This is a genomic window from Chloroflexota bacterium (genome assembly GCA_018829775.1).
Classification (GTDB): domain Bacteria; phylum Chloroflexota; class Dehalococcoidia; order Dehalococcoidales; family RBG-16-60-22; genus E44-bin89.
The window spans coordinates 1-15,780 of sequence record JAHJTL010000063.1 but is presented as its reverse complement, the minus strand read 5'-3'; the positions used below and the strand labels follow the sequence as shown (position 1 = coordinate 15,780).

Here is a 15,780-nt window from a genome sequence, read left to right as displayed (position 1 = left end):
GAGGATGCCGACCTGGCTCTCATCAGTGGTCACACCGATGCGGAATTGGTCGATATGGGGATGGTTCCAGTTGCCAGAGTCCTTGATTTCAGCGCCTACCTCATTGCGAACCGGAGCAGCTGGAGTGCGAAGGACCTCGACCGGGTTGTCACCTCAATTTGCGAGAGTTGTGACCGATTGCCAGCCGATGAAAGAGTTAAGGAGGAGCCCGAAGCACGGCAGAAAATTACCCGGGCGGTAAAGAAGGGTGAAGATGGACTTATTCGGCTCGCTCTGCCCGATGGTCACCAGCAGGCACCGATGCTCCAGCTGCTGGAGAAGGCAGGCATTAGAATTGAAGATTACCCCTCGCCAACAGGGAATCGCCGGCCAGCTATCAATATCGAAGGCGTCGACGTAAAAGTGATAAGGCCGCAGGACATGCCATTGCAGGTGGCCAACGGGAACTTCGACCTGGCAATCACGGGCAGGGACTGGCTCACAGACCATCTATACCAGTTTCCCTCGAGTCCGGTAAAGGAACTCCTTGACCTCAAATCGGGGAGGGTGAGGGTGGTGGCCGTTGTCAGCAAAGAGCTGCCCGTTGATGATGTCGCTGGTCTGAGGAAATTTATCGGAGGAAGAACAGTGCCGTTTCGGGTGGCCTCTGAATATGTGAATATTGCCGACAGGTACGCCAGAGACAATCACTTCGGCAGGTACCGGGTGATTCCCACCTGGGGGGCCACGGAGGCATTTTTGCCTGATGATGCCGATTTGCTCATTGAAAACACCGAGACTGGGGGGACCATCGCCCGACACAACCTGAAAATCGTGGACACCCTTTTTGAATCGACGGCCTGTCTTATCGGTAATACCCGGCTCGGAACCGGCTCCAAGAAGGGCGTGAAAGTGAAATCTATGGTGGAGACCATTGGCATGGCAATGGAGGGCGTGTAATTTGAGACGAATCGAAGGTTTTAAGGCGGCTAGGAAAGCGCTGTCGCGCCTGACTCCGGTGGAATCCTATCCGATATCACCGTCGTTGCAAGGGAAGCTGGAAGAGCTTTTTGGAACCCGTGACCCGGAACAGGCGGTCAGAATCATTATCAACGAGGTGCGCGATAGGGGAGATGCGGCCATTTTCGACCTGGCGATAAAAATAGACGGCATAAGACTGTCATCGCTGGAGGTTCCCAAAGATGAGGTTTCCAGTGCTTATCAAAAAATCGACGGTGAGCTTATCGCGGCGCTGAAACTGGCGGCGGAGCGAATCGGCGCCTTTCATACCGCGCAGAAAGATAGTATATGGCATGAGTTGGCGACCGGGGATGCCGGCCAGCTGATAAGGCCTCTGGAGCGGGTCGGCATATATGTTCCCGGCGGGACAGCGTCGTATCCATCAACGGTGCTGATGACAGCGGTACCGGCCAGGGTGGCAGGGGTGAAGGAAGTAATTCTGGCCACGCCACCAGGGAAAGGTGGGGCGGTACCACCGGCAACGCTTATCGCGGCGGATATTGCCGGCATTGACCGTGTTTTCCGTATCGGCGGAGCACAGGCAATCGCCGCACTGGCTTATGGCACCGAATCCGTGCCCAGGGTCGATAAAATCTGTGGGCCGGGCAACATATTTGTGGTCCTGGCGAAGAAGCTGGTTTTCGGCGTGGTGGATATTGATGGCCTCCAGGGACCGAGCGAGGTAATGATTATCGCCGATGACACGGCAAACCCGGAATACTGCGCTGCCGACCTGCTGGCGCAGGCGGAACATGACCCCTTGGCTTCCGCGATATTGATAACGACCTCGCGCGCACTGGCGGGGAAAGTCGACCAGGAATTGAAAAAGCAGATAACAGGTCTGTCGCGCCAAACGATAATAGCCGAATCTCTGAACCGGGGCATGATTGTGCTCGTTGACCACCTTGATGAAGCGTTGGAGCTGGCCAATATATATGCGCCCGAACACCTGTCTCTGATGGTCGAAGATGCCGGTGCTTGCCTGAAGAAGGTCGTCAATGCCGGCTGTGTGTTCATCGGCAGCGCGGCGACTGTGGTCTTGGGCGATTATATTGCCGGGCCGAGCCATGTCCTGCCCACCGGCGGCACCGCCCGCTTCGGCTCACCACTTAACATAACTGACTTTGTCAAGCTAATAAATACCATCGCCATCGATGAGGCTGGCCTCAAGCAGCTTGGTAAAGCGGCGGCGTTGCTGGCAAGGGCGGAGGGCCTCGACGCCCATGCCCGGGCCGTGGAAAAACGGTTGAAACCGGACTAACCTGTTATCTCGTTTCCGGTATTTGACATAGTGTCATTACTTGTTCAAAATGGTCATAATACTGCCCATGTCGTAATAGAGGAGATTAAAATGGCTGGTCAACAGAAAACAAATACACAGAGAATATCCCTGGGCGAGCTAAAACTGGGACTTGATGCTGATGTGGTAGGCGTTGCGGTTCTGGATGAATGGAAAGGCACCAGGCTGGAGGAAACAGCTCTGCGATTATTGCCGCAGACAAAATCGGTACTGGTGCTGGCGATGGAGGTTTATCCGGAAGTCCTGGACTTATCATCTCCGGAAAGGATAACGGGGGCGGCATCGCTTAGCGACCTACTTGCCCGGCATATGGACTACGTTAATGGGAGATTGACCAAGTCAACATATGATATTGCCAAAGCGTTCCACCAGCGTGGACTGAAGGCGTTGCCGCTTCCGGCAGCAGGTTGTCCCTATGATATGCGCTTTATGGAAGCGGTGTTCTCCTACAAGCATGCTGGTGAAGCGGCAGGTCTGGGCAAGATGGGATGGCACAGCCTGCTGATTACGCCTGATTTAGGGCCGAGAGTGAGGCTTGCCTGTTGCCTCAGCGACACTGAGCTTGAGCCAACGAACAGGGAATTCAGCACGGAATGTGCGAGCTGCGGTATATGCCTTGAGATTTGTCCGGCAAAAGCGATATCCGAGCCAAAAGTCGGTGAGCAGTATGCTATAAATAAGTATGCCTGCAGTTCTTACCGCAGTGCGGCCGGAGGCTGTGCGGAGTGCATGAAAATCTGTCCTCGAGGTAGATGATAGGCAAATAACTTTATCAACGCAGGGAGGCGCTCAATACGTGGCATCGGACGATATTATTAAATTAATCAGGCCTGAATTGCAAAGCCTGGGGGGGTATTCCGCGCATACGTCGCCGGAGACCCTTGCCGGCAAGATTGGCATTCCGGCAGAGGAAATCATCAAACTGGACGCCAACGAGAACCCGTATGGCTGTTCGCCGAGGGTATTGCAGGCACTGGCAGAGTATCAGAAGTGGAATATCTACCCTGATGCGGCGCAGGCCAAGCTCCGCCGTCAGTTACAGGACTATGTGGGTGTTGATGCCGGTCGCATCGTGGCAGCCTGCGGCAGCGGTGAGCTGCTGGACTATGTTCTGGGCCTGTTTATCACGCCCAACGATGAAGTCATCAACTGCATCCCCACCTTTGATATGTACCGCACCCGGACCATCATCAATGGCGCCACTCTGGTCAATGTGCCGAGAGATGAAGACTATGCTGTCGAAGTGAATGAGGTAAAGGCAGCCATAACACCGAAGACAAAACTGATTATTTTGGCCAATCCGAACAGCCCCACAGGCACGGCGACGCCGGAAAACGATATTTCAGCGTTGCTGGAAACGGGTGTGCCGGTGCTGGTTGATGAAGCTTATTATGAATTCTATGGCAAGACAGTGATACCACTTGTCGACCGACATCCGAACCTGATGGTGCTGAGAACCTTTAGCAAATGGGCTGGACTGGCTGGACTGCGCGTGGGGTACGGGATTTTCCCACCGAAAATCGCCGGTTATTTACTTAAAATAAAACTGCCCTATAATGTTAATGTGGCAGCGCTGGTGGCGGTGCAGGAATCGCTGAAAGACGTCGATTATCTGATGAGCAGGGTAAAAGCCATAATTGCCGAACGGGACAGAATGTTTCAGGAGCTCGAAAAACTCGGCTGGTTGAAGCCGCTTCCGTCGCAGGCCAACTTCATTTTCTGCTCGGTGCTTAAAGGCGATGCCGGTGAGCTGCAGCAGAAACTCCAGCAAAAAGGGATACTGGTTCGTTACTTCAACCTGCCGCGTTTGCAGAACAGCATACGCATCAGCGTGGGCAAACCGGAGGATACCGACGCCCTGATGAAAGTACTCCGAGAACTGGGGAGGAAATAAATGTCTAATCGGACGTCTGTAATAAAGCGGGATACAAAAGAAACCAGAATCAACCTGGAGCTCAACATCGATGGCAGCGGCAACTGGGAGGTTGACACAGGCATCAAGATGTTCGACCATCTATTATCGCAGCTGGCACAGCACGGCATATTCGACCTCACCCTTTCCGCCGCTGGAAATGACCAGCATCACGTCGCCGAAGATGTGGCCATCTGTCTGGGCAAGGCATTTGCCGAGGCACTGGGAGAGAAGCGGGGTATCGTCCGAATGGCAGACGCTTCCGTGCCGATGGATGATGCCCTGGCCACCGTGGCTCTGGACATCAGCGGTCGTGGCTACACGGTACTGGAACTGCCCTTCAACGATAATGATATGCGTGGCTTCGCCACCGACCTTATCCGTCACTTCCTCGAGTCATTTGCCATAGAAGCCAGAATGAACCTCCATGTCCGCATTGCTTATGGTACAAACGACCACCACAAGGCAGAAGCGTTGTTCAAGGCGCTGGGAAGAGCGCTGGACAAGGCAACCAGAATTGACGAGCGGATTTGCGGCGAACTACCGAGCACCAAGGACTTACTTGAGCAGTAGGTAAAAGCAGGGTGGCTACTCAGGTATCGGCGGTCAGGCCAATGGCATTGCGTCAGAAAGTGCGCCTGACCGTCCTTGGTTCCTAAAAGTAAATATTAGAGCACGTTTTTTCTTTTCTAAGTATTTTCCAGTGCCGTTTCTATTGTTTGACAGCTCTAACTTATATTTATAAAATACATAGAGATTCTAGGTATTGTTGTAAAAGGTTAGGCGATGTCTTTGCCTCGAAATTATCCAGCCGTTCAAGAGCTCATCAAACTTACCGACAAGGGCGCTCTGGTTACCGGTGGCGCTGCCGGTATCGGTTATGCCATTGCCTATCGATTGGCTGAGGCTGGTGCCAAGGTCCTCATCGTCGACGTCAATGGTGAGAAGGCGGCACAGGCCAGCAAGACGTTGCAGGGTTATGGGTACTGGGCTGAGCCGTTGGTATGCGATATCAGTCAGGGGAAAGCCGTGGAGAATATGGTCAGGGAAGCGGCAAACTTGCTGCCCAGCATCGACATACTGGTAAACAATGCCGGCATATATCCGAGAATACCGCTGGCCGAGATGACGGAAAAAGATTTTGATGGCGTGATTTCGGTTAATTTAAAAGGCACCTTGCTCTGCAGCCAGGTGGCAAGTGGGAAGATGATAGAACAGGGGCGGGGAGGATGTATCATTAATATCGCCTCCATCGAAGCGATACACTCTTCGGGAGACGGTATGGCAGCTTACTCGGCGTCGAAGGGCGCCGTCCTCACGCTGACCAAAAGTCTGGCGCGGGAACTGGGCAGGCATGACATAAGGGTGAATGTTATTGTGCCGGGATGCATTATGACCGAAGGTGTGCGGTCGGTATTTTCCGGTCCGCCGAGAAACCAGGCAAAAGCGCATCTGAGAGCGTTTATGTCCCGCATGCTTCTGGGGAGGATGGGTGAGGCCGATGAAATCGGGCGGGTTGCCCTGTTTCTGGCTTCGGATATGGCCAGTTACATCACGGGCAGCATGGTTGTGGTGGATGGTGGCTACCTGGTTACCTGAATCTGGACTTTGAAGTGCTGGAACTCGAGAGGGTTATAATAGCTTTTTGGATTGCCTTGACCGCTGGAAAGGGCTGCTAATTAAATAGCATCAGTTAGCTGATTATGGTGATAGAAGTTACACAACCAACCACGGTGCCACTGCCGACGCTGGAGCACTTTCGCCAGATAAACGATACTTATCCCAAAACCGAGCAAATTCTGGAGCATAAGCGTCAGGGAGGGAAAGTATTCGGCTGGCTCTGCACCTACGTTCCTGAGGAGATTATACACGCGGCGGGGATTCTTCCGGTCAGAGTCACCGGCTACTCCCGGGAAATGGAACTGGAGGACGGCAACGCGTATCTCTATATCAATAACTGCTCATTTTCACGAAGCTGTCTCCAGATGGGCCTCAGGGGCGAGTATGAGTTCCTCGATGGCATGGTCGCCGGTTCCACCTGTGACGGTGCCCGCCGTCTCTTCGACCTGTGGCAGTATTACATCAAGACGCCGTTCAACCATATTTTAACGGTGCCACGCAAGTATACCGAACGCGCTCACGCTCTTTATTACCAGCAGGTGGTGCAGTTCAAGGAACATCTGGAGGAATTTTTAGGTCGGCAGATAACCGATGTGCAATTGCTACACTCTATTGAGGTGTTTAACCGGTCGAGAGCCCTTCTGAAACAGCTCTATGAATTGCGGAAAGCCGATGAGTTGCCGATTTCCGGTGCCGAGACCATGGAGGTGCTGAACGCCAGCTTCCGTATGCCCAAAGAGCAGTTCAACCAGTGGCTGGAAGAGTTGCTTGAAGAACTGAGTAAATCGAACATCAAACACAAGGGCCGGGCGCGGTTGATGGTGGTGGGGAGCGTGATGAACAATCCCGAGTTCGTTAAGTCGATTGAGTCGCAGGGGGGACTGGTGGTGACGGATGAGCTCTGCACCAGCACTCGCTACTGGTCTGACCCGGTAGTTCTGGAAAAAGGACAAAATCCCGTTCAGGCAATCTCCAGACGCTATCTGAATAACTTCCCTTGTGCCCGCATGGTGCCTTCCGACGAGAGATTCAAACGTGTCCTCAACCTTGTTAAAGAGTTCAGAGTTGATGGCGTCATCAGCCAGATTATCCGCTACTGCGTTACCTATGCCCACGACCTGCCGCTGCTCAGAGACAGGCTAAATGAGGTAGGAGTGCCGATTCTGTCTCTTGATGTGGAATACGGCACTTCGGGGTCCGGGCAGATTCAGACCAGGGTACAGGCTTTTATGGAAATGCTGGAGGCAAGGAAAAGATAGTGACGGTATCCGAGACCAAGAAAAATAAAATAAACGCCATTATACGGGCTTCCCGGATTATCACGCGGATGAACAAAGCGAACCCGGATGCACCGAAGAGCGAAGCGCTGTACTACGAGATGTTGGCCAGCTACTACACCCGCCTGTTGAATGCACATGATGAGGGCAAGTTCATCGCCGCCCATACCGTTTTTTTCCCCAGCGAGATTCTCTACGCCATGGATATCGTGCCGATGCACACGGAGATGACCACCTGGATGATGGCGCTGTTTCTGGGTGAGCAGGCGGAAATTCTCTCGGCCGGTGCCGCGCTGGGGCTGGTTCCCGAGATATGTTCCCCTCACCGCGGCCTCGCCGGCGCCTTCTCTCTGGGCGCACTGCCCCGACCCGATGCCATGCTCTGGTCCAACCTCATCTGCGATAATACAGCCAAGAGCGGCGAGTTGATAATGGAGATAAACAAGTGCCCCGGTTTCTATCTCGACCATCCGTTCCAGCGCAGCGAGACGGAAGACAAATACCTCATCAGTGAGCTGGAGGACATGATTCGTTTTCTGGAAGAGAAATCGGGGCAGAAGATGGACTGGGATAAGCTTTCCGAGATTGTGGAAAAGATGGACTACCAGGTGGAGCTATTCCGTGAGATTGGTGAGCTGCGCAAGGCGGTGCCGTCTCCGTTTCCCAACCGGGGCTTCTTACAGTTGCTGACCACTGATTATCTGTGTCCCGGCCAGCCAGAAGCCATTGCGTATCTGGAGCTACTGCGCGACGAACTGGCAGCAATGGTTCGTGAAGGGAAGGGCGCCGTTTCTCCAGAAAGGTTCCGCCTGATGACCCTTTTCGTGCCGCCGATGTACCTGATGGGATTTCTGGAGAAAATCGGGCAGGAATATGGCATGGTGAGCGTGGTGGAGCCGCTCTTCACTCGCTGGGCAGAGGGCAGGCTTGACCCGTCAAAACCGCTGGAAAGCGTGGCCAAGAAGACGGCCATGATACCGGAACGGCGCAGCATGTATGGTCCTCTCGGTCAGGAAGCACTGCAGGACCTCATTGACTGCGCCGAGCAGTACAAGGTTGATGGCGCCGTCTACTGGGCGTTTATGGGCTGCCGCCATACCTGCGCCACCATAAAACTGTTCAAAGATTTGCTCAATGAGGTCGATGTGCCGGTGCTGACCATCGACTGCGATATCGTTGACCCGACAATCAACTCTGAAGACGAGATACGTGAGAAACTGGAGCAGTTCTTCGAGTTGCTGGAAGACCGCTAGGCACATTTAATTAGAGATGAAAGCTCTGGGTGTAGATATCGGTAGCCTGACCACGAAAGCGGTCATTCTGGACGGCGACCATATTATCGCCTCAAGTGTGATCGCAACCGGTGATGAGGCCGAGCAGAGCGCCAGGTCCGCTGTTGCTGAAGTGCTCAAGCAGACTGGACTCAAGCCGGATAACGATGTTTTCATTGTCTCCACGGGCGTTGGTGGCAAGGACAGCTCGCTGAGTCAGCAGTCCAAATCGCTTACCACCTGCCTTGCCCGTGGCATTTATCGTCTCTTTCCGTCCGTTCGTATGTCAATCGATATGGGCGCCGAGAGCAGCACGGTAATCAAGATTAACGAGCGCGGGCGCCTTAACGACTGGGTGAATCAGGACAAGTGCGCGGCCGGCACCGGCATCTTTTTGCAGCAGATGGCCAAACTGATGCAGATGCCGCTGGAGGAGATGGCAGCGCTGGCCTTTCAGGCAAAAGGAAGAGCCGAGATTACCAACACCTGCGCCGTTTTCGCTGAGTCTGAGGTAATCTCTCACGTCCATCGCGAGCCGCCCACGCCGAAGGAAGATATTGTCGCTGGTATTTACTATTCCGTGATAAGCCGTATCATCTCGCTGTGTAAACGTATCGGCATCGAGCGCGATGTAGCCGTTACCGGCGGCGTGGCGATGAACGGCGGATTGGTTAAAATTCTGGAGGACGAGCTCGGCTTCCGTGTCATGGTGCCGGAAAAACCGCAGCTGGTGGCAGCGCTCGGTGCCGCAGTTGTCGCCCAGGAGAGCATTGATAAGGGTATGAACAGATGATAGTGGCTGGAATTGATATCGGGTCGCGGGCCGCTAAAGCGGTGGTGATGAATGACGGCAGCATCGTATCATCGGTGATATGCGATACCGGTCCGGAGAGCGTCAAGACCTCGCAGATGACTATGGCCAGAGTGCTGGACGGCACAGGTTTATCTCTAAATAACGTGGAATACGTGGTGGCCACAGGCTACGGGAGGGTGCTGGTGCCTTTTGCCAACGAGAACATCTCCGAGATAAGCTGCCACGCCCGCGGCATCACCTGGTATTTCCCTGAGGTCAGAACCATTCTCGATATGGGCGGACAGGACTGCAAGGCGATAAATTGCGATGCTGACGGTCGGGTGAACAACTTCATCATGAACGATAAATGCGCTGGTGGCACCGGGCGCTTCCTGGAGATGATTGCTGAAGTGCTCAACATTCCTCTGGAGAAAATCGGCGAAACTGCGCTCAGGTCGCAACAGGCCATACCTTTCAATACTATATGCGCCGTCTTCGCCAAGTCGGAAGCCATCGCCTATCTGCGCAAGGGAGTGAGCAAAGAAGATATTCTGGCCGGACTGAATGAGGCCATCGCCACGCGCTGTCTCAACCTGCTCAAGCGGGTCTCCATCGAAAAAGAGTTCACCATCACCGGTGGCATCGCCAAGAACAGGGGAATGGTGGCACAGTTGAGGGAAAAGGTTGGATTTGAGCCACTGCTCTGCGAGGACCCGCAGATAATCGGCGCGCTGGGGGCGGCGCTTTTTGCCAAAGATAGATGTCAGGGCAAGACAGCAACCGTGGAAGCCAAAGTGCAGTACGGTTACACCGACGGCACGGGAAACTATTTCATCACCATCGATAACGGCCGCTGCGACGGCTGCGGTGAATGCGCGCCGGCGTGCCCTTCCAATATTATTGAAGTGGCCGCAGATGAAGGTGGGCAATTGAAGGCCAGGGTGAAGGAAGAGGCCAGAAAGAAACTGGCCATGCTGTGCCCGGGACATAAGGAATGTTTTGGCAAACTCGGACTTAACTGCCATAGGGCATGTACCAGGGATGCCATAAGCCATACCTGGTGAAAAGGAGGCTGCTATGGGTGGAAAAATAAGGGTTGCCGTTGACGGGATGGGCGGTGACTTTGCGCCGACGGAGATAGTCGGCGGCGCTGTTCAGGCGGCGCGCGACCTTGACGTGGAGATAATCATGGTCGGGCCAAAGGCTGACATTGAAACGGAGCTGGCGAAGCACGATGTGGCCGATTTACCGATTCGCCTAGTTGAGGCAACCGAGGTGATTGAAGACGGCGAACAGCCGGCTATTGCCGTGATGCGCAAGCCCAACAGCTCCATGGCGGTGGCGGCCCGCCTGGTCAAAGAGGGTGAAGCCGATGCCATGGTCAGCGCCGGGGCTACCGGCGCGGTTATGGTGTGTGCTTTACAGTACATAGGGGCATTGCCCGGCATCGAACGGCCGGTGGTAGGTGGCCCATTCCTCGGCCTGTCGCCCAAGACGGTATTGCTCGATTTAGGCGCCAACGTGGGCTGCCAGCCGTATCAGATGGTCAATTTCGCCGTTGCCGGCAGCGTATATGCGCGGAGTTTTCTGGGGGTAGAAAATCCGACCATTGGCCTTCTCAATGTCGGTGCCGAAGAGGGTAAAGGCACGGACTTTACCAGGGAGGCATATGACCTGCTGAAACAGAGCAAGCTGAACTTTATCGGCAATGTGGAAGGCATGGATATCATTTCTGGCAAAGCCAACGTCATCGTTTGCGACGGCTTTGTGGGCAATATACTGCTGAAGTTCTGCGAGGGGCTGGGGCGGGCAATCAAACGCTGGCTTGATGAGGGGATGAAAGAGAAATTGGCATCGGATGAACTGGAAAAGATGACCGGCACGCTCTACCGGTTGATGAGCCCGGGGGTAGTGCTGGGTGGCGGTCCGTTGTGGGGTGTAGATGGGGTGGCGGCGGTGGCTCACGGCGCCAGCCGGGCACCGCAGATTGCCGGCACCATAAGGCAGGCGAAAACTGCTGTGGAGAGCGGATTCATCGAAACGCTCCGTACCGAACTGGAAAAAGTGCAGAAAACGCTGTCGGGATAAAGCACTGCCTGAGGAGGGAACATGACAACACTGGATGAACTGAAGAAAATAATCGCACGGATTGCTCACTGCAGCGCCGATGAAATAGAGATAGACACGGCACTCGGAGATATCAAGGCCGATTCCTTGCACTGGGTGCAGATTATCATCGCTGCCGAAGAGTTGTTCAATATCGAAATCGATATTGAAAAGATGAAAGAATTTACGACGATAAGAGACCTGGTCAGTTATATTGACGGCTTAAGGTCGTAAAGACCTAGTCCACCCGCGCCCCGCCGCTGACGTTGACCGACTCTCCGGTGATATTGCGGGAGATATCGGAGCTTAAAAATAGCACCACGTTGGCGATATCCTCCGGAACCTGAGGCCTCTTCAGCGGAATGGTCTCCATCGCCCTCGCCCAGACTTCTTCTCTCGGGATGCCGGTGCGTGCCGAGCGGGCATCAAGGATTTTTTCCCACATATCAGTACGCAGGATACCAGGACAGACGGCATTTACGTTGATATCATACTGAGCCAGCTCTTTGGCGCTCGCCTGGGTAAAGCCGGTGACGGCGAATTTCGAGGCGGCATAGTGAGACAGCCCTGGCATTCCTTCCTTACCAGAGCGAGAAGAGATATTGACGATTTTGCCGTACCTGGCAGCGATCATGTAAGGCATCACCGCCTTGGTGACCAGGAATACGCTTTTCGCATTCACTTCAAGTATCCTGTCCCAGTCCGCTTCATCAATATCGACCAGCAATATATCCTGAGTAATACCCGCAGCGTTGACCAGAATATCTATTTTGCCGAATTCCTTTATCGCGGTAGAAGCCAGATTATCGGCTTCCAACTTCTTGGTCACATCCGTTTTGACGGCTATGGCTCTGGCTCCGCTTCGGGCAAGTTTCTCAGCCAGTTCCTGGGCGGCCTCGTATAAAATATCGCCGATTACCACGAAGGCGCCTTCCCTGGCAAATCCCTCAACAATGCTCCCGCCGATGCCCCTGGCACCGCCGGTAACGATGGCCACTTTTTCTTTCAGCCCGAGTTCCATAGCCGTCTCCTCCCATGATAGCCGGCAATTCTTACCAGTCTTCTAAAGGATAAAGTAAAATGCCCCCAAGGGAATTCGAATCCCTGTTCGAGTGCGATGCCAGGGCCGCCAGGGCCATGATGTTCTCGACCAGGGCGGCAACGATTTCCTGTACGTCCGGGCTAAGCTCGATACGCTGCTGGCTGTGAAGCCTGATACTTCGTCCTTCCATTGCCTCCCTCCGGGTATTACTTTCTGTATACTATACAACCTGGTAATGCGGTATGCAACGACCACAAATTGTTGCCCCCGAACGGTTTCCGTGGCAGTTGACATAAATATTCCAAGTAGGGCGAATAGCAGTCCCTGGAGTTCCAGCATCACTTTAAAGGCATCTTGGAGAGAAGTTTTCACACCCTTGATGAAGCAAAGAAGGTAGGAGTAAAATGAACGGAGAAAAAGAATAACCGAAGATTTTCTAAAGTGAGAGGGTCGGGTCAGTCAGGAATTTTAACCTAAGCCGGAGCTCTAAGTTAAAAACAGGGAGACACAATAACGCTATTAATGCGACACGAAATGATAATAAGTATTATGAGAGGATAAAAATGGAAACACGTTATTCGGTAGATAATGTCAGGTATCAACGTATGACGACCGATGAATTGCGTTCGTCATTTCTAGTCGATCATTTATTTCAGCAGGAAGAAATCACGCTCCTGTATTCAAATGTTGACCGTGTAATCATTGGTTCGGCGGCACCGGTCGAACGGAAGCTGACTCTTTCTTCAGCCAGGGAGTTGGCTGCGGAATATTTCACACAGCGTCGCGAGATCGGGGTGATTAACGTAGGGGGAAGCGGGAAGGTAACTGTAGACGGCAAGGAATTCGGTATGGAAAATCGGGAAGGGCTTTATATCGGTCGTGGCAGTCGGGTGATAGAATTCGAAACCACTGCCCATCAATCCCCGGCACTCTTTTATTTTCTCAGTTACCCCGCACACTGTGATTATCCGACCGTTCATGCAAAAAAAGCGGGCGCGGAAGCTGTACATCTGGGCTCAAAAAATGAAGCCAACGAACGAACGATATACAAATACATCCACCCGGGTGGCATCCAGAGTTGTCAGCTGGTTATGGGCTTTACCGAACTTACCGAAGGCAGTGTCTGGAATACAATGCCGACGCATACTCACGAACGACGGATGGAAGTCTATTTCTATTTTGATATTCCTGACGGAGCCGTGGCGTTTCATTTAATGGGTAAACCTTCTGAAACCAGGCATATTGTAATTAGAAACAGACAGGCGGTTATCTCACCCAGCTGGTCAATTCATGCCGGAGCCGGTACTGCCAATTATACATTTATCTGGGGCATGGGTGGAGAAAACCAGGACTTTGGCGACGTGCAACACGTCGATTTGGAAAGCTTGAAATAGCCGAAGGCCTTATCGCTGTACGGGAAGAAACCGACTCGTGGCAGACCCGCCATGACGGCATAAACAGTGGAGCCAGCCTAAACCAGAAGGTCTGGTGCCAAAAGAGTCTCTGGCTAAATTTGTTACCCCATATAACACTTCGTCAGATCGTGTGATTTGACAATTTGAGCTATTGTCGAATTGGGTGACGCAACAACACAATTAATTAAGCTATTGACATTAAAATAGGTATGCTTTATCATCCTCTCAACCTAACAAATAAAGGAGGTAACTCAATGCAAGCATATTGTATGAAATGTCGTTCCAAGAAAGAGATGAAGGACCCCAAATCTATAACGATGAAGAATGGAAGGCCGGCAACTCGGGGTACTTGTCCAACATGTGGGACAAAGATGTTCCGGATTGGAAAGGCATAAATCTGATAGCAACATTTTTTGTGCAATAAGGACTGGATATTATCACCAAAGAGGTGTCCAGCCCATTATTATTACTTATATTCTTTCATTTTCGAGCCTTTAGTATTGACAAGACAATACTTAAGGATCCAATAAGCGGAGATAACGGCCACTTTATTGTATTTGGAGTGCCATTAAACAGAACCCAAGATAGACTCAGCTCACTTGAGGAACTCAAAATAGGTGTTTTTCGTATATTTCTAGATTTGTCTTCTAGAACGACCTAGAAACGCCTAGAAATCCGAGACCGTGGCCAAAAAGTGCACGTTATCTGCCATTTGATGGTACAATCCTGTTGCTATATGTTTAATATCTGGCAATCCTGACGACTAAGTGTCCTCAGTTTTTCCATCTCTTTTACATTCAATCAACTGCTCGACTAGTCGGTAATATTAATAGTAAGGAAGAATTCGCCCAGACTGATGGAGTTCTACCAATACCTGTAATAAGTCGGCCAGTTTTACTTCGTTATGCAACAAAAGGGGCTAATGTATTTTGCCACACGGATAACCGATTTCCTTGCTTGGTATATGTGGGGCTGGGTTATTGCGTTTTTCTTTTTTTGGATGAGCTCTTTTCTAAGGTATATTGGCCTTCGCCCCCCTGAGCCTATTGGCTTGTGTGGTATATTCGGTTTACTGGCGCTTATAGCTGCCATAGCCTATAGCATATGGACGCTATTATTTCCACCTGTTCCAACTGTTGCGAATTGGGTATTCGTCTTTATAGCTTTCGCTATTATTGTCAGCTTCAGACAATTATTGAGGGTGACACATGTTTGGCAGCCAGTGCCCAGTGAGCAGCAATAGTATTGACTTCAGTGATGAAAGGACTATAATAAACCTACCTGATGTAAAACACCTTAAAATAGCATATTAGATTAGGAATGTGGTGATGAAAAGGGGTGTCAGTGACCGTTAGTAAATGCGGTTGTTGGTGCCCATCCGTTTTTTTGACTCGCAGGTTGTGAGTCTGAATAAGGAGGCTGTTTAGCAATGGCAGTAAAGGCTTATATACTAATCGAGACACATGTAGGAAAGACAAAAGAGATTGCCGAGGCTATAGGTGAATTGGCAGGGGTGATATCGGTTGATACTGTAACTGGGCCGTATGATGCTATCGCCACAATAGAGGGAGAAACTTTAAACGATATTGGCGACCTAGTTACGTCAAAGTTTCATTCCATTAATGACATTTCGAGAACTGTGATGTGCGTTGCAGTAAGAAGTTCCTAAAGCAGACAGGTCTCTAAGATGGCCTTGTTGAAATGGGTAGTATGAGGTAATTTAGAAGAACGAAACCACCCTCAGTATGCTTGCCACACCCACCTCTGCAATGTCGTAACCACATTCCGCACGCCCATTATAGTTTGTAACTATTTTTATAAAATCCTCTAGTCTTATGTATGGTAAAATCAGCAAAGAGGCATTATAGGAAATCCCAATTCAAGGGAGGTTTACCATGTACGAAAGAATTCTAGTTCCCCTAGACGGTTCAAAGATAGGTGAAGCTGCCCTACCTTCTGTAGAGAAACTCGTATCCAAACTGACACCGAAAGTAAAAACAGAAGTTACTTTGCTCCAGGTATTACCATCAATGACTCATTATGTT

Annotated in this window: 16 protein-coding genes; 14 read left to right on the top strand and 2 right to left on the bottom strand. The window is 51.8% G+C overall.

Annotated features, from left to right (window positions below; translation table 11 throughout):
* The 12 genes from hisG to KKD83_06270 form a co-directional block, all read left to right on the top strand.
* On the top strand, positions 1 to 939 hold a 939-nt coding region (gene hisG, locus KKD83_06325), incomplete at its 5' end, for an ATP phosphoribosyltransferase (GenBank protein MBU2535763.1).
* A 1-nt stretch (position 940) separates the two neighbouring features.
* Complete coding sequence (gene hisD / locus KKD83_06320) at positions 941 to 2,260, top strand: histidinol dehydrogenase (GenBank protein MBU2535762.1); 1,320 nt, start codon at positions 941 to 943, stop codon at positions 2,258 to 2,260.
* A gap of 90 nt (positions 2,261 to 2,350) precedes the next feature.
* Positions 2,351 to 3,055, top strand: a complete 705-nt coding sequence (locus KKD83_06315) for a hypothetical protein (protein MBU2535761.1) — start codon at positions 2,351 to 2,353, stop codon at positions 3,053 to 3,055.
* Positions 3,056 to 3,095: 40 nt separating this feature from the next.
* Positions 3,096 to 4,193 (top strand): histidinol-phosphate transaminase, encoded by a 1,098-nt coding sequence (hisC, locus tag KKD83_06310; protein MBU2535760.1) that lies wholly within the window; start codon positions 3,096 to 3,098, stop codon positions 4,191 to 4,193.
* On the top strand, positions 4,194 to 4,784 hold the full coding sequence (gene hisB / locus KKD83_06305; protein ID MBU2535759.1) for an imidazoleglycerol-phosphate dehydratase HisB: 591 nt from the start codon (positions 4,194 to 4,196) through the stop codon (positions 4,782 to 4,784).
* Between the two features lie 213 nt (positions 4,785 to 4,997).
* Positions 4,998 to 5,810: an SDR family oxidoreductase gene (locus KKD83_06300; protein ID MBU2535758.1), complete on the top strand. Its 813-nt coding sequence runs from the start codon at positions 4,998 to 5,000 to the stop codon at positions 5,808 to 5,810.
* Positions 5,811 to 5,914: 104 nt separating this feature from the next.
* Positions 5,915 to 7,090 carry a 2-hydroxyacyl-CoA dehydratase family protein gene (locus tag KKD83_06295; protein ID MBU2535757.1) on the top strand — a complete coding sequence of 392 codons (1,176 nt, stop codon included), beginning with the start codon at positions 5,915 to 5,917 and terminating at the stop codon, positions 7,088 to 7,090.
* Positions 7,090 to 8,361 carry a 2-hydroxyacyl-CoA dehydratase family protein gene (locus tag KKD83_06290; GenBank protein ID MBU2535756.1) on the top strand — a complete coding sequence of 424 codons (1,272 nt, stop codon included), beginning with the start codon at positions 7,090 to 7,092 and terminating at the stop codon, positions 8,359 to 8,361. The genes KKD83_06295 and KKD83_06290 overlap by 1 nt, the downstream gene beginning before the upstream one ends.
* Positions 8,362 to 8,377: 16 nt before the next feature.
* Positions 8,378 to 9,172: a 2-hydroxyglutaryl-CoA dehydratase gene (locus KKD83_06285; protein MBU2535755.1), complete on the top strand. Its 795-nt coding sequence runs from the start codon at positions 8,378 to 8,380 to the stop codon at positions 9,170 to 9,172.
* Positions 9,169 to 10,236: a 4Fe-4S binding protein gene (locus KKD83_06280; GenBank protein MBU2535754.1), complete on the top strand. Its 1,068-nt coding sequence runs from the start codon at positions 9,169 to 9,171 to the stop codon at positions 10,234 to 10,236. Before KKD83_06285 ends, KKD83_06280 begins: the two co-directional genes overlap by 4 nt.
* Before the next feature lie 13 nt (positions 10,237 to 10,249).
* Positions 10,250 to 11,260, top strand: coding sequence for a phosphate acyltransferase PlsX (gene plsX, locus KKD83_06275; protein MBU2535753.1), 1,011 nt, complete (start codon positions 10,250 to 10,252; stop codon positions 11,258 to 11,260).
* Positions 11,261 to 11,281: 21 nt separating this feature from the next.
* Positions 11,282 to 11,512: an acyl carrier protein gene (locus tag KKD83_06270; protein ID MBU2535752.1), complete on the top strand. Its 231-nt coding sequence runs from the start codon at positions 11,282 to 11,284 to the stop codon at positions 11,510 to 11,512.
* A 4-nt stretch (positions 11,513 to 11,516) separates the two neighbouring features.
* Here KKD83_06270 and KKD83_06265 read toward each other — a convergent pair whose 3' ends face one another.
* Positions 11,517 to 12,299 (bottom strand): SDR family oxidoreductase, encoded by a 783-nt coding sequence (locus KKD83_06265; protein ID MBU2535751.1) that lies wholly within the window; start codon positions 12,297 to 12,299, stop codon positions 11,517 to 11,519.
* A 31-nt stretch (positions 12,300 to 12,330) separates the two neighbouring features.
* Positions 12,331 to 12,510, bottom strand: a complete 180-nt coding sequence (locus KKD83_06260) for a hypothetical protein (protein MBU2535750.1) — start codon at positions 12,508 to 12,510, stop codon at positions 12,331 to 12,333.
* A gap of 373 nt (positions 12,511 to 12,883) precedes the next feature.
* On the opposite strand from KKD83_06260, the gene kduI reads away from it, so the two are divergent.
* Together kduI and KKD83_06250 are read left to right on the top strand one after the other, a co-directional pair.
* Positions 12,884 to 13,714 (top strand): 5-dehydro-4-deoxy-D-glucuronate isomerase, encoded by an 831-nt coding sequence (gene kduI, locus KKD83_06255; protein ID MBU2535749.1) that lies wholly within the window; start codon positions 12,884 to 12,886, stop codon positions 13,712 to 13,714.
* Positions 13,715 to 15,164: 1,450 nt separating this feature from the next.
* Entirely contained in the window at positions 15,165 to 15,404 is a 240-nt protein-coding gene (locus tag KKD83_06250) for an Lrp/AsnC ligand binding domain-containing protein (GenBank protein MBU2535748.1), read from the top strand.
* Positions 15,405 to 15,780: the final 376 nt, after the last annotated feature.